Consider the following 21,781-nt stretch of genomic DNA (forward strand, 5'->3'; position numbering starts at 1 on the left):
TTATGCGATCCGCAGACGTACGCTCGAACGGCCAGAGCCTGACCAGCGGATGTATATGCGAGGAGTTCCCCATGAGCGAGGACCACAAGGTATTCACGCCGGCCCAGCCGCTGGAGCCGGGTCCCCGGTACGGCATCCTGAGCGGTTTCGAGCCCGGGACCCGAACCTTGGAGGCGGGTTTCCAGATCGCACCGCCGTTCAAGCCGCTGCCCGTCGACATCGTCTTCGAGAAGGATGTACCGGTCACCTTGCGTGACGGTGTCACGATCCACGTCGATGTGTTCCGCCCCGTCGGATCGGAGAAGGTGCCGGTCATCGTGGCGTGGAGCCCCTACGGGAAGGGCCAGGGCACGTCCGCCAGCGTGATGGGCATCTTCGGCATGGTCGGGCTGGACAACAAGATCGTCTCGGGCCTCGCGAAGTTCGAGGGGCCCGACCCGGCGTACTGGTGCGCGCAGGGCTACGCGATCTGTAACCCGGACATCCGGGGTGTGGTGGACTCCGAGGGCGACAGCGTTGTCTGGGACCGCCAGGAAGGCCGGGACTGCTACGACCTGATCGAGTGGCTGGGCGTCCAGGACTGGTGCACCGGCAAGGTCGCCATGAGCGGAACGTCCTACCTCGCGGTCTCGCAGTGGTTCACCGCGGGGGAGCAGCCTCCTCACCTGGCGGCGATCAACCCGTGGGAGGGCGTGAGCGACGTCTACCGCGACCTGGTGATGCGCGGTGGCATGCCCGACACCGGGTTCGCCGAGCAGCTCCAGAACAACAGTTACTGGGGCAAGGGCCAGAGGGAGGACATCGTCACGGAGGCCGAGCGCCACCCGCTGATGAACGAACTGTGGGAGAACAAGATCCCGCAGTTCGACCGGATCACCGTGCCTGCCTACGTCGTGGCGAGCTACTCCAACACACTGCACACCGCGGGCACCTTCCGCGCCTGGCGTCGCATCGCCTCCGCGGACAAGTGGCTGCGGATCCACAACAGCCAGGAGTGGCCCGACTACTACGACGAGACGAACACGGAGGACCTGCGCCGGTTCTTCGACCGCTTCCTCAAGGGTGAGGACAACGGATGGGAGCAGACGCCCCGCGTGCGCTACTCCCTCCTGGACCTCGAAGGCGGCGACCGGGTGAACATCCCGGCGGACGCGTTCCCGCCGGCAGACGTCACGTCGGCGAAGTACTACCTCGACGGCCGTTCGCGGACGCTGGGGACGGAGCCGCCCGCCGTCGCGGCGACGGCGGGCTACACCGCGGGGGCCAACCCCGACACGGTGTCGTTCGTGACACGCTTCGAGCAGGAGACCGTCCTCGTCGGCTACCCGAAGGCCCACCTCTGGGTCGAGGCGCAGGGGTCCGACGACATGGACCTGTTCGTCCTCGTCCAGAAGCTCGACGCCTACGGCACGCCGCTGCAGCAGTTCACCGTCCCCAACCAGGGTGCGCAGATCCAGGACGTCACCGAGCGGGGTGCCTCGATCCTGCGGTACAAGGGCTCGGACGGGCGCCTGCGCGCCTCGATGCGGCACCTGGACAAGGCGCTCTCCACCGAGGACGTCCCCGCCCACACCTTCGACCGGGTCGAGAAGCTCGCACCCGGCGACGTCGTAGAGGTGGAGATCGACCTGCTCCCGGTGGGGCTCACCTTCTACGCGGGCGAGCAGCTCCGATTCGTCATCAGCGGCCGCTCGCTCCTGGGCACGATGATGCCCGGAAACCGCGAGTACACCCCCGCCAACAGCGGACAGCACGTCATCCACACCGGGGGAGAGCGCGCTTCCTACCTGCAGCTCCCCGTGAAGAACAGCTGATCCGGGAGGGCCCGGTCGCGCCTACGGGCGGGACCGGGCCGCAGCCCTTGCAAGCATGTCTACACTTTTGCCTGGCCCTGGGTGCGTCACGCGTGCCGCCTGGTCGTTGACCGTCACGCTCTGGAGACGCCCGGAGGCGGCTACTTCACCTCGCCAGAACTGTGGTGCTGTAACTGGAAGAGTTTGGCTGCCCGGGAGGAGTGCGGCGTGTCTGTGGTTTCGGGGCGGCCCGAGTCGGTCCTTGCTTGATCCCGATAAGTGTTGACATTTTGTTCGTGGCCGTCTGAGGATGACGCCAGGGCCCGCAGCGCCGATGACGGATCTCGCATCGTCGAACTCCTGGAAAGGGCCCGCAACGAATGCACGCAAGGGGATGATTTCGTGATACTGGTCACCGCGGCCAACGGCAACCAAGGCAAACATCTGATCCCACGACTTCTGGAAACCGGCGAGCCGCTGCGTACGTGCGTACGGTCCGAAGACTCGGCGCGGTTTCTTCGCTCCGCTGGGGTCACCGACGTCGTCGTCGGCGACATCGCTGACTCCGCGGTGATGGCACACGCCATGCACGGGGTGGACAAGGTCTACTATGTCGGGCCGACTCTTCATCCCGAGGAGCGGGGGATGGGGTTTGCCGCCATGGACGCGGCGCGGGAAGCCGGGGTCAAGCACTTCGTCTTCAGCTCGGTACTCCATGCGATTCTCACCGACCTCACCCAGCACGAGGTGAAGCGTGACCTCGAGGAACATCTGCTTTCCTCCGGGATGGAGTTCACCATTCTCCAGCCCGCCAACTACATGCTGCGGCACAGGCTCAAGCCTGCTGTCGAGCAAGGCCTGTTCCGTCTCTCGTGGGCGCTCGACCGGTACCAGTCGATGGTCGATCTGAGCGATGTGGCCGAGGTGGCTGCCACCGTCCTCGCCGACAGTGACCGCCACGCAGGAGCGACCTACGAACTGGTCGCGCCCGGTCGCTACACAGCACACGACATCGCAAAGGTCATATCCGAGGTGCTGGGGCGCGAGGTGGCCGCCGAGCGAATCGATGCCGATGAATTCACAGCGGCCTCCCTGGGCGCGGACCACGAAATCCGCTTTCCGTATCACACCGGCGCCGCGCGAGCGATCAGCAAGCGCTACAGCAGCCATGATTTCATCGGTAATGCCAATGTGCTCACGTGGCTGCTCGGCCGGGAGCCGACGAGTTTCACGGAATTCGTTCGGCGGGAGCTCGGCAGCTTCAGCCTCTAGGCTCCTTCAGGCTGCTGGCGGGGGCCTCGACGGTCATTTCCCCGAGTCGGAAAATTCCGACGAAAGCGACCGGCGGCGGTCAGGACGGCGTCGTCCGCCTGGCGTTCTCCGATGGTCACCCTCACGCCGTCGTGGCCGTACGGTCGAACAGCCACACCGGCGGCGCGGCAGTACTCGGCGAAATCGGCGGTCTGTCGACCGAGACGAAGCCAGACGAAGTTGGCCTGGCTGTCCGGCGGCGTCCAGCCCTGCTCCAGCAGCGCCTCCTGGACGCGCCCCCGTTCGGTGACCAGTTCATCGACTCGTTCCATCAGCCCGCCGTGCCGGTCCAGGGACGCGATCGCGGCGCTCTGCGCGGTGGTGGAGACACCGAAGGGCACGGCCGTCCTGCGCAGGGCGTCGGCCACCCGCGGATGGGCCACCGCGTAACCGACCCGCAACCCTGCCAGGCCGTAGGCCTTCGAGAAGGTCCGCAGGGTCACGACATTCGGCCGATTCCGGTAGAGCTCCAAGCCGTCCGCGCGGCAGGGGTCGCTGTTGAACTCCACGTACGCCTCGTCCAGGACGATCACCACATCGGTCGGCAGGCCGTCCAGGAAGGGCTCCAGGACATCCCGGCGCAGTGCCCTGCCTGTCGGATTGTTGGGCGTGCACACGAACACCAGCCGTGTGCGGTCGGTGACCGCTCGCGCCATGGCGTCGAGGTCGTGGGCCTCGTCGCCGGTGAGTGGCACCTCCACGGGGCGTCCCCCGAACAGACGGGTGACGATCGGGTACGACTCGAAAGAGCGCCATGCGTAGACGACTTCGTCACCCGGGTCGACGCTGATCTGCATCAACTGCTGCAGCAGCCCGCTGGAGCCGGTGCCCAGGGCGATGTGGGAGGCCGGGACCGTGAGGTGTTCCGCCAGCCGGTCCGTGAGCTCGGTGCAGTGGAGGTCCGGGTAGCGGTGCATCTCCGCGGCTGCGGACGCCAGCGCCTCCAACACGCCGGGGAGCGGCGGATACGGGTTCTCGTTGGAGGACAGCTTCCAGCCCGGGCCGCCGGTGGACGCGGCAGGCTTGCCGGGTACGTACGCCGGGATGGTGTCGAGCAGGGTACGGAGCCTGGGTGACGGACCCCTGCTCGCGCGAGTCACGGCTTCATCCGTGCTTGCCTCACTCATGCCGTGTCCGTTCTGCTCGTTGGCCCGCACGGAGGGCAGGCACCCTGGTCTCTTCTCACCGAATGCGCTCCCCGGCGATCCAGACACCGACGATGTCACGGGTAGCGGTGATGTCCGTGGTCGGGTCGCCGTCGACCAGGAGCAGGTCGGCGCGCCTGCCGGGTTCGATCACGCCGCGGTCGTCGAGGCCGAACGTCTGTGCCGTGAGCGTCGTGGCTCCACGGAGTGCTTCTACGGGGGTGAGGCCGGCGGCGACCATGAGCCCCAGTTCGTCGTGCAGGGATTCTCCGTGCTCGGGTGCGAAGGGGACGCCGGGCGCGGAGTTCGCGTCGGTACCGACCAGGAGCCGGATGCCGGCCTCGTGGAACTTGGTCACCGTGTCACGGGCGTACTCGTACCTGAGCCCTGCCGCAGCCCGGGTTCCGGCGATACCTCGCATCATCGTCAGCGTGGGCGAGGACACCATTCCGGTGTCCCGCATGCGCTGAACTGTGTCGTCGTCGAGAACTGCGTCCAGGGGTGCGTGCGTGCTGATGTCGACGCCGGCTTCGACCGCGACGTGGAACGCGCCCGTGGTGATCGAGTGCGCCACGACCAGAAGGCCGTGTTCATGAGCCACCTCCACGATCGCGTTCACGGTGGCCTGATCCATGCCCTCGGGCGGAGCGGCCTCCGTGACGATCTTGATGTAGTCGGCGCCGTCCGCGACTCGGCGCTCGACGAACCGGCGCGCCTCCTGCGGTGTCGTGACGACGCCGTCCTCAGGGAATCCGGGCATCCTGGCGTGGTTTCCTCCGGGGCCGACCGCGGGGGTCGTCGCGCTGAAGACCTGGGCGACGCCTGCCTGCTCGCGCATCCCGGTGACGAAGGAAAGCGGCCAGGCCGCCATGTCCATCCCTGTGGTGACACCCGACTTCGCCAGGTTCTCCAGGTCGCCTCGCCCGAGTACGTGCATGTGTGAGTCGATCAGGCCGGGTAGTAGCACCTTGCCCGTACCGTCGATCACGGAGTCCGGTGTCCCGTCGGCCACGATGCCGGCACCCCCGATGAATACGCGCTGCGGCTCAGTCAGCCCGTCACCCGTGAAGACGCGAACGCCGCCGATTTCTGTCACAGCCGCCATGAGAACTCCTTGACATATAGTTTTTTCGAAAGGTATCAGGAAAGTGTAATCGCATACAGTTGCGCCATGACCGCCAACAGCACGAACCGTTCAGGCGACGAACGCCTGGCGCTGACGTTCTCCCAGCACGTGGTGCGCTTGCAGGGCCTCCTCGAGCAAGCCATCGCCCCCACCCTGGCAGCGCAGAGCCTTACCCCTGCCGAACTCGATGTGCTCGGAGCGTTGCGTTCGGTCGGCAGCCCCTACCGGCTCCGCCCCAAGGAGCTCGCGGCGCGTCTGCTCCTGACCACCGGAGGGCTGAGCAATGTCCTGCGACGGCTCGACACACGTTGCCTCATCTCCCGCGTCCCCGATCCCTCGGACAGGCGAAGTCACGGCGTCCAGCTGACACCCGCAGGAGTCACCACCGCGCAGGCGGCGACCTCTGCGGCGACAGCTGCGCTTCAGCGCACACTGTCCGCGGTGCCGGCCGCGACGCTCGCGGACTCCTTGCACCAACTGCAGTCGATCCTCGGCTCGATCGATGACGGACTGTCTGGCTGACCGGGGGACCGGCCATCCGTAACGTGACCCGTGGGCTCCTGGCCAAGGTGCTCCGGCCGGCCCGGTCGGTGTGGCTCCGGTCAGATTCCGAGCAGTCGTTCGGCGTTGCGGTGCGCGATGTCGAGCTTGGCGTCGGCGGACAGTTCGCAGTTCTCCAGGAAGGCGCGGGCACCCGCGTTGCCCACGAAGGGGTAGTCGACCGAGTAGATCATCCGGTCGGTACCCAGGACGTCGGTGCAGAAGCGCAGGTGAGGTGTGGTGAACATGCCGCTGGGGGTGTACCAGACGTTCTGGCGCACGTAGTCACCGATGGTCCGGTCGAGCCCTGTCGCCCGCTGGGGCAGTGCCTCGTCGAGACGGTCCAGGGACCAGGGGATCATCTCGCCCCAGTGACCGAGGACGAACTGCAGGTCCGGGTAGCGGTCCAGGGCTCCGCTGAGTACGAGGTGCAGGAAGTGAATGCCCGATTCGTTGTGCCACCCCCATCCGGCAGTGGCGAAGCGTGTGGCGACCACGGGATCGAGCCCCGCCTCGTAATTGACCGCGCTGGTTCCGCGGGTGGGTGGGCCGGGGTGCAGATAGATCGGGACCCTCAGTTCTGCGGCCGTCCGCAGGATCGGGTCGAACTGCTCGGCGGACAGGAACTCGTCATCCGTACGGCCGTGGATGAGGGTTCCGACGTGTCCGAGTTCCTCGACGGCACGCTTGAGCTCGGCCGGTGCCCGGTCCGCGGCGGACGTGGGCAGGGAGGCGAACGCGGCGAAGCGGTCGGGGTGACGGCCGCAGGCGGCCGCCAACCGGTTATTGGCCCCTCGTACCAGTTCGGGTGCCACGTTGGCCGGCAGGAACTGTGTGGTGAGGTTGGACAGCACCTGTACGTCGATGCCGTGGGCGTCCATGTCGGCGATGCGCCCCTGCTCGAGGTCTTCCAGTACCTCGGCCGTGGGGGAGTAGGGGAGTCCGCCGGCCGGTGAGTACGCCGTCGCGAAATGCGGGCTCACCTCGGCTGCTCGCCCGGCGGATGCCCGCGCCACCGCGGTGTCGAGGGTGTGCTCCTCGATGGTGATCAGCTTCATGCTGCTTCCTGTTGTTGACGGCTCGAAGGTGACTGTCATCCCTGGTCCTCCTCGCCGAGCCAGGCGAACGCGGACTTCTTGATGACGCGTTCCAGTTCGCTGCCCTTGGTGGCGAAGGTGCGCAGAACGGGAAAGCCGCTCAAGTCGAGCACGTAGGCCAGTGCCCCGTACTCGCACGGGTGTCCGGCCACCCTCTCGGGGTCGATGTCCGTGATCCCGGCAGGGAAGGTGAAGGTGGCGAAGTCGTACACGCTCTTGCGGTCGACGATGCGCCATACACCGTCCCGGCGCTCGATCCGGTCGATGAAACGGTTATGGCCGTTGCACCCCAGACCGAGGCTGCTGTTCTCGGCGATGATGACCGCGTTGGTCTCGCTGACCGCGCGGGAGCCGTCCGCCGAGAACGTCACGGCTGGAGACGTGATGAGGTGCTTGGTGCGCAGATCCGTGGCGGCCATCCGCGCCGACGCGTCGACGAAGTCCGAGGCCGCTCCCTCGAACCAGGTGATCTCGATCTGGGCCCCCGGGTGGAACAGCTCCCGGAGCCTGTCCCATCGGCCCAGGTCGCGATGGATCCAACCGGTCATGAGGTCGGCGATGTCCTGACGGTCCTGGAGTGTTGTCGTTTTGCGCATATCCCCAGTCTCCGACCGCTTCATCGATCGCGCCAATTGATAGATCTGATCTATCATTCGCTGAAAACGATCGGAGGTTCTGCGTGGAACTACGTCACCTGCGCTATTTCGTGGCTGTGGCCGAGGAGTGCCACTTCGGCCGTGCTGCCGCACGGCTGCACGTCACGCAGTCGACGCTCAGCACACAGGTGAAGGCACTCGAACGCGAGGTGGGGGGCCCTGTCTTCGTCCGTACCAGCCGCCGGGTCGAACTGACAGAAGCGGGAGATCTGCTGTTGCTCGAGGCGCGGCGTGCACTGGCGCAGGCCGACCGGGCCCTGGACGTCGCCCGGCGGTCGGTCAGAGGTGAGACCGGGGCAGTGCGGATCGGCTTCTCCGGAATCGCCGTACTGGAAGGCATCCTCTCCGGGGACCTGCGGCGCTTTCACCGAGCTCACCCCGCAGTCGAGCTCCACCTGACCGAGCTCCCGCCCTCCGCGCAGGTGCAAGGCCTCCAGGACGGCACACTTGACATCGGGTACAGCCCCGACAACGGTCTCCACGACACAGGGGGCCTCGCGGTGACGCGTGGAGCCCGGACGAACCTCTCGGTCGCCGTCCGCCACGACCACGCACTTGCCTCCGCGGCCTCGGTCACCCCCGGAGACCTGGAGGGAGAGAACCTCATCGTGTACGCAACCGACATGGGTGACCAGAGCGTGCTCGACCGGCTGGGGGCGGCCCGGGCGGAGCACGCGACCCACGTCCATCTCGTGACCAGCACCCTTGGCGCCCTTGCGCTCGCCTCTGCGGGCGTGGGTGTGGCTCTGGTGCCGGCCGCTTCGGAGCGCATCACACTGCCGGAACTCGTCCACCGACCCCTGCAGGGCATGGCGACGGACGTGGAGGTCATGAGGCTCAGTCGCCCCGACGAACTCTCCGGATCAGTACGCGCATTCGTCAGATCGTGTGCGGAGCCGCTCCCCGATCCGGACCGATGACCCGGAGTCGGGGAGCGGCCGACCGTCAGCTTCCACCGCCCCGGTCCGCCCAGGTCAGCCCAGGTTCCAGATCTGGTTCGTGCCGCCTGTGGCGGCCCACTGCTGGAGCGCCGTGCCGGGCGTGGCGGACTCCTTGGGCACGTCGACCACCCATCCACTGCTGAGGTTGACCAGGGTGTAGGAGGCGTTCGAGGAGGAGGCGTACGCGCCTGCGGCTTGCAGCACCCACTGTTGGTTGGTGCCGTTGTTGCAGGTCCACACGTCCAGGCGGGCACCTTGAGCCGCTGACCGCCCGGGGACTTCCAAGCACTTGCCGCTGTCGGCACCGACCAGGTTGTAGACGTTCCCGCGGACCTGGTGGAGCGTCCATCGCTGGTTGGCGCCCCCGGTGGCCGGCCACTGGATGACACCCGTTCCGTCGGTTCCGTCGGCGCCGCTGACGTCCATCAGAAGGCCGCTTGCCGCGCTGGTGAGGCGGCGGGTCCCGTCGGACGGGTCGGAGGTCCCCGTCCAGGTCCCGGCGCCCACATCGAGAGTCCAGGAGTTCTGCCAGCCGACCGCCACCGTGGTCCCGCTGATGGTCAGGGGCAGCCAGATCATGGGGGACGAGCCGAGGTCCTTGGTGTTCCAGCGGTCACCCGCGTAGATGTACGTGGTGGCCGAAGTGCCCTGTACCGGGATGATGTTGGCTGTCTGCGAGTCGTACGTCCTGCTGCCCGGGGGCGCGAAGGTACGGAACGAGGACCAGGGCCCTGAGAGCGAGGTGGCGGTCGCGTAGACGTTGTCGTTGGTCCGCCAGCCCGTCAGGTTCGAGGCGAGCAGGTAGTAGCGACCGCCGGTCTTGACCATCGCGGGCGATTCGACGTCGGAGAAGACCTTGACGGTGCTCTCGACGGAGAGGTAGTCGCTGGAGAGCCGCTCGATGCGCAGGCCGGTGTCGGGGTCCCGACGCATCAGGTACCCGGACCCGTCGGAGTCCTGGAACAGGCCGAGGTCCTTGCTCTGACGGCCCAGCGGCTGGGAACTGCCCCGGTAGTCGTAGGCGCCGCACGGCGTCCTGCTGGTGGCGACACCCGCCTTCGCCTCACCGTACGAGGGGTTGTCGATGTGCAGGTACATCACGTACGTCGAGGTGGACGCGTTGTGGATGACCTTGGGGCGCTCCACGATGCGGCCCGGGCCCAGGTCGCCGCCGGTCTGCCGTTTCAGAGCGGCCCCCTGATAGGACCAGTGGGACAGATCGGTGGAGCGGTAGCAGTCGATGGACTGGAAGCTCGTGTCGGACGAGTCCCTGCCGATCTTGTTCTCTCCGAAGGCGTACCAGGTGGAACCGACCTTGACGATGCCGAGGCCGTGCATTTGCAGGCCCCTGCCCGAGGTGTCGGTCCAGGACGTGCCGGGGGTGAACGTGCTGGTCGGGTCGGCGTGCGCGGGCGGTACCGCCACGAGCACGGCGGCTGCGGTGGCGAGGAGGGTGAGGACGCCCGTGAAGAGGACTCGGGCGGATGTCAGGAGGCGTGCGCGCATGAGTACCTCATGGGGATTCCTGTGATGTCTGCCAGGACGGTAATGATCGTCTGCATGTGAGCGCCCCCCGGACGGGGCGAGGTTTCGGCCGGCCCGGTTACCGCACCGTGGTCGAGCGTCTGAGGCGACAGTCGACTACGGTGCGGGCGGTTCTCGCTAAAGCACGGTCAAGCTGTCGATGTTCGCGCCCTGCGACTGGGTGAGAGTCGCGCGAACGGTGACGTTCTCCCCTTGCGGAAGGTCCGCGGTGAGGGAGGCCGACGCCCAGGTGTCCCAGCCGCCGGTGGGTGGCATGGCGAGGGTGCCGCGCTTCGTTCCGTTGACGTCGATGGCCAAGGGGCGGTCCGTGCTGCCGCCGTTGGCGTAGCGGATGGTGAGCTGCTTCCTGCCGGCTGCCGGGACCGCGACCGTCCAGGCGAGGGTGGATCCCGCCGCGGAGCCTCCGGTGGAGTCGGCGTAGCCGGTGCCGGTATAGCCGGGGTGGACGGTGTCGATGACGTAGGCGCTGTCGAGCCGCGCGGTTTCGGCCTGATGGACAGTGCCGCCGCCGACCTGGGGGAAGGAGGCGCCGCTGGGTTCGATGGTGGCGGCGTTGCCGCTGCCCATGGATGCGGGTATCACCGGTGTGACGACACTGAGGACCTTCGCCCCCGCGTCCCATGCGCATCCGGTGCCCCTGTCACTCAGGAGGGCCGCCGCCTCGCTGGTGAAGGCGGGCAGGGTGGAACCACCGTTGACCCGCATTCCCACCGGACTTTCCCAGCCGTGGATGCGGACGACGTAGCGACGTCCGCCGGGTGCGCCGTCGTACGTTCCCTGCGGATGTGCGATGACGACGCGGGAGGAGGAGTCCGTGAAAGTGAGCCGGGTGACGCTCGTCTTCCTGGCGGTTCGGTACTCCTCGGTCACCCCGTCGTCCTCGACCAGCTCGAACACGCCGTCGGCCCCTGCGTAGACATCCACCTCGAGCTGCCGCTTGGTGAGGTAGGCGGTGCTCTGCGCGTACGGGTACTTGGGCAGGATCGCCCCGGCCTTGACGAAAAGCGGTGCTTCGCCGGTGCGGGTGGTGTAGGAGAGATCCGTGGTGTCGGACCCGGTGTGCTTGGCGTCCGTCCAGAAGTCGTACCAGCGGACTCCCGCGGGCAGCCAGACCTGTTGGACGGCCCCGCCGTCGGAGGTCAGGGGGGCGACGAGGAGGGAGGGGCCCCACAGGTACTGCAGGTCGCGGCTGTAGGCCCGGGTCCGGTCCTGGTAGTCGATCACCATGGCCCTCGCCATCGGCATACCGGTGGCGGAAGCCTGGTGGGCGAGCGTGTAGATGTACGGCATCAGGCTGTATCGCAGGTGACTGTACTTCGCGAACTCGGCCTGCGCTTGCGTACTTTGGTCGAGTGGCCAGCGCGACGCCTTCTTGCCGTGGTCCTTGACCGAGGCCGAGGTGTGAGGGCGCCAGATCGGGGAGAGGCTGGACCAGGCGACGGGCCAGTTCCGGTAGAAGGCGTCGGAGACCGTGCCGCCCTCGAAGCCGCCGCCGTCGATGTTGGCGAAGGGGAAGCCGCCGAGGCCGGCCGTCTGCATGCCCCGGATCTGGTTCCGCATCTCGTCGTAGGTCTGGCTGATGTCACCCGTCCAGTAGTGCCCGTAGCGCTGCTGGCCCGCGGTGGCACCGCGACTCCACGTCCAGGGGCGCTTGGCCGATCCGATGTGCCCGGCTCCCGAAGGATCCCAGCCTTCCTCGCCGACCCCTTTGTGCAGGTTCAGGAAGTAGGCGTTGCGGTCCTCGGCCCATGTGCGGCCGTCCGCCATGCGCGCCGTGTACGGGATTCCTCCGAGGTCGTCGGTCTCGTCGATCCACAGGGCGTCGCCGGGGAAACCGAGGGACGGGTCGAGAGCCTTGTCCCAGAAGACCTTCCACACCCAGGCGCGGGCGTCGGGATTGCTCCAGTCGGGAACGGAATTGTTCTCCTTCACCTTCTGGAGGTCAGCTGCCGCAATGCTGTAACCAGGAGGTGGACCGCCCTTCCACCCCGCCATCTCGTTGGTGTTGTTGCGGTTGTAGTCCAAGGTCACCGTGACGCCGTTCTCGGACGCCCACTTCTGGTAGCCGGCAGGGTCGGGCCAGCGCTCGTCGCTGAACTCGAACCATGAGCCGGACCAGGAGCCCGAGCCCTCGCGCCAGCGGTTGTCATTGACCTGGTGGTCGAAGGGGAACCCCGCCGCGCGGTGCAGGCCGACCTTCTCGCGCCACCAGGCCTGGTTGCTCTCGGAGGCGAAGCTCTTGTCGGACATGTGGAGGCCGAAGATGGAGAGCTGGGGCAGTCGCGGGCGGCCGGTGAGCTGGGTGTAACGGTCGAGGAGCTGCGCGAACCGGGGCCCGTTGACCAGGAAGTAGTCCAGCTGAGGACGTACGCCCGCGGCGTCGTGAGCGTCGGCGAAGAATGAGTAGCCGTTGGTCCCGCCGAAGCTGAAGGTCGTGTCGAACGTGGTGTTGAAGAAGACGCCGTACCCCTTGCTGGAGAGGTAGAACGGCACGATCGCGGGCGCCTGATTGTTGGGGTTGTCGGCCGCAGCCGCCGCGTCGGCGTAGTTGTGGGAGACCGTGTCGCCGGTGCGGTCGAGCCGTGGTGTGCGGCCGAGTACACCATGTCCCGCCTTGAGGAAGCGCTCCTCGGCGGGTGGCGGGACGAACGCACCGGTGGTGACGGAGTGGTTCGTGCCGCTCCAGGTGATGCTGCGTGTGGAGTCCTCCTTCGCCAGCAGGGCTCCGGTGTCCCGCGCGTAGAACTCCAGACGCAGCGGCTTCTTCTGGAGAACGATGCGCAGGCCGTTGCCCGCGGAGGTGTTGAACTCGAGGGTGTTCGTGTTGACTTTGACGGTCAGACTGCCGCCCAGAGACGTGTGGCTCTGAGGCTGGACCATCTCGTAGCGGGTGTCGGAGAAGAAGTCCTCTCCGGCGCGGGCCGCGCGCACCCTGACCATCTGGTCGCCGTAGGGGGTGAGTCGCAGTCGTTGACCGGTCACGCTGGTGACCGTGATGTTGCGGCCCTCGGTGGTGTGTGAGGCGTAGTCGCCGAGTTGTTCCCGCTCGTCGGCGGCAGCGTAGGCGTGCTGCGGCAACGTGGTGACCGCGCCGGCGGCCAGCACCCCTGCGGCTGTCGAGAGCAGGGCCCGGCGCTTGATCTGATCGCGTTTCATGGTGTCTCCAATGCGGGTGGCCGTCCGGGGCGGAGCAGTGTTCTTACACATGCGGTGCGCGGGTACATGGGGGAGTGCACAGCACCCGACGGGTAGGGCAGTCGCCGTCGGTGCGTCGTCACGTCTGCGGCGGCCGGGGCGGGCTCGCCGGGACGGCGCGCGCACGAAACCGTTGCCGGCTCAGTCCGTTGTTCCGGCGAGTGTCCAGGTGACGGTGTCGGTGCAGGTGGACCCGCCGATGGATGCTCTGACCGAGACGGTGTTGGACCCCGGGCGCAGGGTCACACCCGTCCACGTGAAGATGCGGTCCGTGCTGCTCCTGGTGCCCAGCGAGGAGCCGTTGAGGACGGCGGTGACCTGCGCGGCGTTGGAGTAGACCTTCAGCTCGGTCACGGGCTCGGTACGTGAGGTCCAGCGCCGGCTGGTGATGTGGAGCGTGGGCGTGGAGGCCCAGTTCGCCTTGTACCAGTAGAAGGCGTCCTTGCGGGTCGCCCGGTCGTGGGTGACCAGGCCCTTGTCGTTGATGCCGGGCCTGCCGCCCTCGTTCCGCCCGTCGGAGGCGAAGTCGAACATGTTCCACACGAACGTGCCCCAGACGAACGGCCGGGCGGCGAACTGCTTCCAGGAAGCCTCGTGGAGCAGCGCCTGGTACTCCTCCGGGTGGAACGAGCCGCCCGCGCTGGGCGCCGACGGGTTGAGGGCGTGCTGGGCGGGGTTCGCTCCGGCGCCGTACTCGGAGACCGCGAAGGTGCGATCGGGATCGGCCTTGTGCAGACTGTCGGCCCAGCCGCCCAGGTCGTTGTAGGAACCCCCGTACCAGCCGAAGTACTTGTTGTACGCGACGGTGTCCGCGTGGCCGGCCACCTTGGCGTTGTTGCCGAGGTTGTTCGCGTAGGTGCTGATGCGGTCCGGGTCCTCGCTCCTGACGAGCTCGGCGAGCTCCGCCAGCAGTGTGTTGGTGGGAGTGTCGTCGGAGCGTTGCTCGTTGCCGATGCCCCAGAAGACGATCGAGGGGTGGTTGTAGTTCTGCCGGATCAGTTCGCGCAGCTGGTCGCGCGTGGTCGTGGTGAAGGCCGCGGAGCTGGTGATGTGATTGACCAGGGGAATCTCCGCCCACACGACCACGCCGGCCTCGTCCGTGAGGTGGTAGTTCTTCTGGTCGTGCTGGTAATGCGCCATCCGCACCGCGGTGGCACCGAGTTCCTTGATGAGTGTGAAGTCCTGTGCGTGGTCGGCGTCGTCGACGGCCCAGCCGTCCTGGGCGCGGTCCTGGTGAATGTTGACGCCGTGCAGGCTCAGATGCTTGCCGTTGAGCGAGAATCCGTTGTTCGCGTCAAGGCTGAAGTGGCGCAGGCCCAGCGGCTCGGTGACCACGTCCCTGACTGTTCCGTCGGCCGCGTCCCGGACCTCGATGTGGGCGCTGTACTGATAGGGGTCGGCCAGACCGTTCCACAGACGCGGTGTGGCGATGGTCAGTGTCTGTAGGACGTCAAGGCCGCTGCCGGCCCTGACCGTCTGCGTGGCGCTGCTTCTGTCCGCCACGATCGCGCCGTCGGTGTCGGTGACGATGGCTCGCACCACCACGGAGCGACTGGTGCTGTTGTTGTTGAAGATCTTCGCTGTGACGTCGACCGTCGCTGAGGCGGTGGTGACGCTCCGCTGACGCAGATAGACGCCAGGGCCGGCGTAGTCCAGCATCCGCACCGCGAGTCTGTCGATCGCGTAGAGGCTGACGTTGCGGTAGATGCCGCCCTGGAACGTGTAGTCCGCGTCCAGCGGGGCGATGTCGGGGTCGGGGGCGTTCGTCACCCTGACCGCGATCACGTTGTCCTTGCCCGGAGTGAGCGCCTCTGTGGCGCCGAACCGGAAGCGCGCGTACCCGCCTCGGTGCCGGCCGAGGTGGACTCCGTCGACCCAGACGTCAGCCACCTGGTTGGCCCCGGCGAACTGGAGGAAGAGCATTCTGCCCGATAGGTCTGCCGGCACGGTGACGTGCTTGCGGTACCAGCCGATACCTCGGTAGTAGTTGTTGCCGCCGTCCGCGCCGTCCGAGGCGTTCCAGGTGTGCGGCACGCCGGTCGCGCTCCATGCCGCGTCGTCGAAGCCGACGGCCTGGGCACCCGCGGCGTCGCCTTTGTGGAACCGCCAGCCGGAGTTGAGGCTCAGCCGGGTACGTAAGGCGGGTGGGTCGTAGGTCTGGGCGGCTGCAGCTGGGCCGCCGCCGGCGAAGGCGGCGACGACGCCTCCTGCCATGGCGCCCAGAACCTGCCGCCTGCTGGAAAGTTCCTTCATGGCGTGCCTTCCCTGGAGGTGTGGGGGATGCCCTCCCGGCCACTGTTCGCCTTCCGTGCGGCATCCGGGGCGTGGGTGGTTATGTATGTGAACGAAGATCTCTCACATGAACCCTGACAAGCGGCGAGGCTAGGCCTGGTGAGAGTGCAGGGTCAACCCTGCTGCAGAGGGTGCGAGTTCGAACTTTGGGCGCAGGCTGTGTTCAGGTGAGTGAACGGTGGGCGTGGGGGAACCGTTTGTGGTGTCGCTGCAGTCGGCGGGCGGGGTGCCGACGGGAGGGGGCGGGGTCAACGGTTCGGCCTGCAGCTTAGAGCTCAGCTGGCGTGTTGTGAACTGTTTGGTTGTCTTGAGGCTTGACGAAAAAAGAGACGAGACAGCACACTGTCCACCATCGTCCTCGCTGGGTGAGGTCAGCTCGTCGCGCCGGATGAGCACGACCAGCGCGCGATCAACTCCACCGTGTTCCGGCTCCGTTGCTGCATATGAGTCCCGGTCGGAACACGAACTCCTCTCTGCGGGTCTGCCCGGCCGTTCGCCACCCCAGGTGTGTATCGGCATGTGCCCAGACGCTGTGCGATGGGGTCACACCGCCTGCCTGCCGCTGACGGTCCGCCCGTGCATGCCCAGGTGGACCTGGAGCCGTGCGAGGGCCATGTCGGCCTTCTGCGAGGACGAGAGCTCCTCCCGTGATTCCTGCGCGCTGTCCCTGCAGTCACGCGCTCCTACGAACGGAAGATGAGGACCGATGAAATCTCGATGGATGGTGCTGGCGCTCGCCGCCACGACAGGCGCGGGTCTGGCGATGCCGCAGGCGGTGGCGTCACCGACGCCCGTGGCCCCCGCCGTTTCGGCTGAGGCGCCGGCGGGGGTCGTAGCGCCTCTGCTGGACAACGGCATCGCGGTCGACGCGCCGTTGATGGGCTGGAGCGGCTGGGGGTTCCTCCAGCGGGACCCCACAGCAGGGAAGTTCAAGGCGCAGGTGGACGCCCTCGTGTCGAGCGGGCTGAAGGACCTCGGCTACGACTACGCCAACATGGACGACTTCTGGTACAAGTGCCCGGGCAGTCAGGGCCCTGACGTGGACTCCGACGGCCGCTGGGTGACGGACGAATCACTGTTTCCGGGGAGCGGCTCCAAGGACGGCATGCACGTCCTCGGGGACTACGTGCACGGCAAGGGCCTGAAGTACGGCCTGTACGTGACGCCGGGCATCTCCGCCCAGGCGGTGGCGAAGAAGACGAAGATCAAGGGCACGTCGTACACCGCGGACCAGATCGCCATGACGAGCAGTGCGAGCAACTTCAACTGCAAGGGCATGCGGAACATCGACTTCAGCAAGCCCGGAGCGCAGGAGTTCATCGACTCCTGGGCCCAGCAGTTCGCCGACTGGGGCGTGGACTACCTGAAGCTGGACGGGGTCGGCCCCTCGAAGACGGACGACGTCAGGGCCTGGTCCAAGGCCTTGGAGAAGACAGGCCGGCCGATCGCTCTGAACCTGTCCGCCAGTCTGTCCGCCTCCTCCACCTGGTCGGACCTGTCGAACTCCTGGCGGATCGACGGTGACATCGGGGCCAGCCCGAAGGGCTACAGCTTCCCGCTCACCAACTGGGAGAAGGTCTTCGAGCGGTTCGACGACGCGGCCACGTACCAGCCGTACGCCAGGAAGGGAGGCTGGAACGACCTGGACTCCTTTGGCGTCGGCAACGGTGACGACGACGGCATCACCCCGCCCCAGCGGCAGACGAACATGGCACTGTGGGCGCTGGCCAGCTCCCAGTACATGCTGGGTGCCGACCTGACGGATCTCGACCCGGCCGACAAGGCACTGCTGGCCAACAAGAGGCTTATCGCGATCGACCAGGACGGCATTCCCGCCGCTCGGGTGATCAAGGACGGCAACCAGCAGGTCTTCGCCAAGCGTGAGAAGAACGGCACCTGGTACATCGGTGTGTTCAACACGGACACCACCTCCAGCCACACCTTCAGCCTCCCGTTGGCCAAGCTCGGGATCAGCGGCTCGGCGAAGATCACCGACATGATCAACAACGACAAGCCGCTGGGCACCGTCAGCACCTACACCACCAGCGTGGCCCCCGGCGGGGTCGCCCTCATCTCGGCGGTGGCCGCCTCCGGGACGGGCGGCACCGGCGCACTGGTCAGCGCCCAGACCGGCAAGTGCATCGACATCGACGGCAACGTCTACCTCCCCGGCACCAAGACGCAGATCTGGGACTGCAACGACGGCCTGAACCAGCTGATCACGCCGACCTCCAGTGGTGAGCTGCGCACCATGGGCGCAACGGAATGCCTCGACGTCTTCGGGAACGGGACCACTCCCGGAACCAGGGTCTCGCAGTGGAACTGCCACGGCGGCACGTCGCAGAAGTGGACGGTGAAGAGCGACGGCACCATCGTCGCCCAGAGGTCCGGCCTGTGCCTGGACGTGAAGGGCGGAAAGACCGCGAACGGTACCGAGCTTCAGCTCTGGACCTGCAACGGCACCGACGGCCAGAAGTGGTCGTGGGACGGCCGCTGAACCAGGCCCCCGATCGATAGGACAACAGTGCCCCGGTCGCCCTCCAGCGACCGGGGCACCGGCCTGTGTGGGCCGCTACGAGCGTACGACCGGGTGCCTGGAACGGACGGGAGCCGGCGAGGCGGTACGGAGACAGGAGGGCCGCGTGGACGGCCGCCGCAGCAGCTCGTACGACGTGGCCTGCCGACGGAGGGTCTGCTGAGTCAGCGGCACCAGCTGAGTCAGGGGGGAAGAGAGTGCCGGGGGCGTCACCTGCGTGGACCGCGCCACGTACGGTCCGGGCGCGCGATGCCCACGCGTACACGTTGTGCGGATCCGGCTCATCCTGGCAGGTCACCCGGGTGGTGCCACCTCTCGCAAAGAACGGCGGCAGAGCGCTTCGGCATCGCGCCCCGCCGCCGTCACCGGCCCGGTACCGCGGCCGGTCCCGGTGCCACCACCTCCCGCGGCGACACCGGAGTCATGTGGTCGGTCAGCCGGGATGGACCCACCGCTGGTTGGCGGCGCCGTTGCACGGCCAGATGATCGCCTGGGTGCCGTTCACGGTGCCGCCCTCGTACGCGTCCAGGCACTTGCCGGACGCCACGTTGACGATCGCGCCACTGGACATGACGCGCCACTTCTGACTCGTCGCGCCGGTGCAGTCCGTGATGACGACGGCGCTTCCGTCGACGGTCGCCCCGCCGCTGACGTCAAGGCACTCGGTGGGGTAGACCCTGAGCTGGTTGGAAGCCGTCGACGTCCAGGTCTGGTTGGCCCCGCCGTTGCAGTCCCACAGTGCCGGCCTGGTGCCGTTGCCCGTCTCGTTGTTGGGCACGTCCAGGCAGCGTTGCGAGCCCTGTCCCTTGACCAGGCCGGTCGCGGCGCCGCGCGCCCACTTCTGGTGGGCTCCACCGTCGCAGCCGCGGATCACGAGAGCCGTGCCGTCGGCCGTACCGTGGTCACGGGCGGTCAGGCACTTGCCCGACATCGGATTGACGGCGGAGCCGTCGGAGTTCACGGACCATTGCTGGGCACCACTGCTGTTGCAGTCCCAGATCTGTACCGCTGTCCCGTCGGCTGTCGCTCCGCCGTCGACGTCCAGGCACTTGCCGGCGAACACCGTGAGCTGACGCGAGGCGTTCTGTGTCCAGAGCTGGTTGGAGTCGCCGTTGCAGTCCGCGAGCCTGACGTCGGTCCCGTTGGTCTGGGTGCTGTTGGGCACGTCGACGCACAGACCGGACTCCTGCCCCTTGAGCAGGCCGTCGGAGTCGGGTGAGCCGCAGGTCGTCATTCCCGCGGTGTACGGGCACACAGCGGAAGCGAAGCCGCCGTTGCGCTGCAACGGCACGGACAGGGTGTCCCCTGCGGTGACCACCCTGGTCTCCCGGACGAGCGGTCCGGGGCCGTCGCGGACGGTCTCCAGCAGCCACTGGCCGCCGCCGAGGAAGCTCAGCGGTGACTGGAACGTCTTCGCGGCGACGGCCGAGATACCGCCGACGTACCACCTGCCGCCCGCCCTGCGGGCCATGTAGGTCTCCTGGCCCGGCGAGCCGGCGAGCAGCCGGGTCTCGTCCCAGGCCGTGGGGAGCTGGTCCAGGATGCGCAGCGCTTCCGGCCGCGACTGGTAGCTCTCGGGGTTGTCCGCGTAGTGCTGCCAGCCCGACTCGAAGACGACCGCGGTCGCCAGTTCGTGGGCGTCCGTGGTGTCCCGGTTGCTCAGACTGAAGACGACGGGGGTGAAGTCCATGCTGGAGACGACGTTGCGGGTGAACGGAAGCACGGTGTTACGCGCCGCCCTGTTGTTCTGCTGCTCCGCGCCGTAGACGGCCTCTCCGGTCATGACGTGCGGCCAGGTGCGCTGCATGCCACGCGCCGTTGCGGCCCCGTGGAAGTTGACGAGCAGTTCGAGCTGGGCGGTCCGGGCGAGCACGGTGTCGTACCACTTGAGGGTGGGCTGGGTGTACTCGTAGCTGAAGTCGATCTTCACCCCCGCCACGCCCCAGCTCTTCACGAGGGGCAGCCACCGTTCGCGCTGCTCGGCCGTCTGGAGGGCAGAGGAGTTGAACCAGGCGATCAGCTTGACTCCACGCGCGTCGGCGTAGTCCACGAGGTCAGGCATCCAGCTCGACTGCCAGCCCTCGTCGACCAGGACGTAGTCCCAGCCGTGGTGCTGGGCGAAGTCGATGTACTTCCGCTGCCGGGCGGGGTCGGAAGGGCTGGAGTGCTCGGTCAGCCAGGACCAGGCGGAGGCTCCCGGCTTGATCCATGAGGTGTCACTCACCTTGGACGGCGGTGCGAGGTCGTCGACGAGCGTGGAGGTGGTGACGGCCGCCAGGTCGCCGACGGCGGCGGTGCGCCAGGGGGTGGACAGCGGCAGAGTCGCGGTGACCGGCGCATTCGTGATCTTGGTGGAGTAGGTGCCCGATCCGGCCTGGTGGGTGAGCCGGCTGCCGGCGTAGCGCCCGTCGAGGTCGGTCTCCGCCAGCAGCGCGTAGTTCGACCCGACCTGGAAGAGCGCGGGCACGGCGTAGTCGCCCGCCGGAGCTGCGCCCGCGGTCGTGCGGAGCCACTGGCCCTGGTCCTCACGGTGACCAGGAACGACCCAGGCGTTCGCCGACGTGGGCACCGCCCAGGACGACGCCTCCCGCTCGACCGTCACGCTGCCCGAGCCGGGCAGCGTGTAACGGTAGGCGGCACCGGTGCTCGACACCCGCACCACGACGTCCAGTCGTGCGCCGCCGGCGCCGGTGAAGGACAGGGTCGTCTGGGTGTACGCGGTCTGCTGGGTGCGCTTCTTGCCGGTCGTCATCGTGTACGACTCGGTGACCGTCCGGTCCTGACGTCCGGTGAAGGCAAGGTCCTTGGAAAGGTCGGCGGCAGTGGTGTCGATGCCGATGAGGGCCGGGCTCAGCACGGTCGTTCCGAGTCGGGACACCCCGAAACTCAGCTCCCCGCCGTCGGCGTGGAGGCTGACCTGTGCGGATACCGGCGAACCTGAGGTCGGGCCGGTGACCGTCCAGGTCGTGACCGGGGCGGCAGCCGCGGCGTGAGTGGGAACTGCTGGGAGTACGGCGGCGGCCAGAGCGGCTGTCAGCGCGTACGTGGACAGGAGCGCGGTTCTGAATTTCCCTTCGCGCATGCGTCGCATTCCTTAGATGGGGGATAGTGCGCCACAGTGTGTAGTTGTGTTTGATTCAGCGTCAATGCTTCGCGCGAGAATGGGCAGAAAGCGGCTAGTGCGCGGTCGTGCGCATGATCCGGCCACGTTCTCCACCGTGGCCGTAGTGCCGGATCGGGTGTGGAATGTCCCCGCTGGCAAGCGACTTCTCCGGTGGGAGGAGAAAGCGTAGGTGTGCGCGGGAAAAGAGGGAAAGCCCTTTCTCTGGTCGGCGTCATGTGCCGTTTGCTCGCGTCGCGCGAGGTCGGCCTCCCCTTTGACCTGCGGTGTCCATCAACTCGGTTCTGCGGGACGCCTCTTGGTGACGGCGGGTGCGTCGTCGTGGGCGGTGAAGGATCACTCCTCCGCCTGTGCGGGATACCAATGTTGTTTGTGGTGGGGAACGTTGACGGGGTTGCGGGGGCGGCGTAGAACTACGGCTGCGATCGATTGCGTTGCAACTTGGTGGCTTCTGTTGGAACTGGCCGGATTGGTGCGGGCGGG

Annotated in this window: 13 protein-coding genes; 5 read left to right on the forward strand and 8 right to left on the reverse strand. The window is 67.4% G+C overall.

All coding sequences use genetic code 11. The annotated features are described in order from the left end of the window. Positions 1–71 precede the first annotated feature (71 nt). Both OG488_RS35230 and OG488_RS35235 read left to right on the forward strand, forming a co-directional pair. Positions 72–1,814, forward strand: coding sequence for a CocE/NonD family hydrolase (locus tag OG488_RS35230; protein WP_329236701.1), 1,743 nt, complete (start codon positions 72–74; stop codon positions 1,812–1,814). 381 nt (positions 1,815–2,195) lie between these two features. After that, positions 2,196–3,065: an SDR family oxidoreductase gene (locus OG488_RS35235; protein WP_329236703.1), complete on the forward strand. Its 870-nt coding sequence runs from the start codon at positions 2,196–2,198 to the stop codon at positions 3,063–3,065. Here the strand turns inward: OG488_RS35235 and hisC are convergent. Together hisC and OG488_RS35245 are read right to left on the reverse strand one after the other, a co-directional pair. After that, positions 3,062–4,204, reverse strand: coding sequence for a histidinol-phosphate transaminase (gene hisC, locus OG488_RS35240; protein ID WP_329236705.1), 1,143 nt, complete (start codon positions 4,202–4,204; stop codon positions 3,062–3,064). The two genes, OG488_RS35235 and hisC, sit on opposite strands and share 4 nt — an antisense overlap. An 82-nt stretch (positions 4,205–4,286) precedes the next feature. Beyond that, entirely contained in the window at positions 4,287–5,354 is a 1,068-nt protein-coding gene (locus OG488_RS35245; RefSeq protein ID WP_329236707.1) for an amidohydrolase family protein, read from the reverse strand. 66 nt (positions 5,355–5,420) lie between these two features. On the opposite strand from OG488_RS35245, the gene OG488_RS35250 reads away from it, so the two are divergent. Continuing rightward, positions 5,421–5,897, forward strand: coding sequence for a MarR family winged helix-turn-helix transcriptional regulator (locus tag OG488_RS35250; RefSeq protein ID WP_329236709.1), 477 nt, complete (start codon positions 5,421–5,423; stop codon positions 5,895–5,897). Positions 5,898–5,977: 80 nt separating this feature from the next. Here the strand turns inward: OG488_RS35250 and OG488_RS35255 are convergent, their stop codons facing one another. Next, positions 5,978–6,973: an amidohydrolase family protein gene (locus tag OG488_RS35255; protein ID WP_329236711.1), complete on the reverse strand. Its 996-nt coding sequence runs from the start codon at positions 6,971–6,973 to the stop codon at positions 5,978–5,980. Between the two features lie 35 nt (positions 6,974–7,008). Then, a complete protein-coding gene (locus OG488_RS35260) occupies positions 7,009–7,608 on the reverse strand; it encodes a nuclear transport factor 2 family protein (protein ID WP_329236712.1) in 600 nt (199 codons plus the stop codon). An 83-nt stretch (positions 7,609–7,691) separates the two neighbouring features. On the opposite strand from OG488_RS35260, the gene OG488_RS35265 reads away from it, so the two are divergent. Then, positions 7,692–8,588 carry a LysR substrate-binding domain-containing protein gene (locus OG488_RS35265; protein WP_329236714.1) on the forward strand — a complete coding sequence of 299 codons (897 nt, stop codon included), beginning with the start codon at positions 7,692–7,694 and terminating at the stop codon, positions 8,586–8,588. A 54-nt stretch (positions 8,589–8,642) separates the two neighbouring features. Here the strand turns inward: OG488_RS35265 and OG488_RS35270 are convergent, their stop codons facing one another. The 3 genes from OG488_RS35270 to OG488_RS35280 form a co-directional block, all read right to left on the reverse strand. Then, on the reverse strand, positions 8,643–10,115 hold the full coding sequence (locus tag OG488_RS35270) for an RICIN domain-containing protein (RefSeq protein WP_329236716.1): 1,473 nt from the start codon (positions 10,113–10,115) through the stop codon (positions 8,643–8,645). A gap of 156 nt (positions 10,116–10,271) precedes the next feature. Further along, a complete protein-coding gene (locus OG488_RS35275; protein ID WP_329236718.1) occupies positions 10,272–13,310 on the reverse strand; it encodes a TIM-barrel domain-containing protein in 3,039 nt (1,012 codons plus the stop codon). A gap of 180 nt (positions 13,311–13,490) precedes the next feature. After that, the gene (locus tag OG488_RS35280; protein WP_329236720.1) at positions 13,491–15,602 is read right to left on the reverse strand and encodes a glycoside hydrolase family 2 protein; all 2,112 of its coding nucleotides are present in this window, start codon (positions 15,600–15,602) and stop codon (positions 13,491–13,493) included. Between the two features lie 745 nt (positions 15,603–16,347). Between OG488_RS35280 and OG488_RS35285 the strand changes: the two genes are divergently transcribed. Continuing rightward, positions 16,348–18,138, forward strand: a complete 1,791-nt coding sequence (locus OG488_RS35285; protein WP_329236721.1) for a glycoside hydrolase family 27 protein — start codon at positions 16,348–16,350, stop codon at positions 18,136–18,138. A 472-nt stretch (positions 18,139–18,610) separates the two neighbouring features. Here OG488_RS35285 and OG488_RS35290 read toward each other — a convergent pair whose 3' ends face one another. After that, positions 18,611–21,259 (reverse strand): glycoside hydrolase family 97 catalytic domain-containing protein, encoded by a 2,649-nt coding sequence (locus OG488_RS35290; RefSeq protein WP_329236724.1) that lies wholly within the window; start codon positions 21,257–21,259, stop codon positions 18,611–18,613. Between the last annotated feature and the right edge of the window lie 522 nt (positions 21,260–21,781).

Origin of the sequence: Streptomyces sp. NBC_01460, from assembly GCF_036227405.1 — a bacterium.
Taxonomy (GTDB): Bacteria; Actinomycetota; Actinomycetes; order Streptomycetales; family Streptomycetaceae; genus Streptomyces.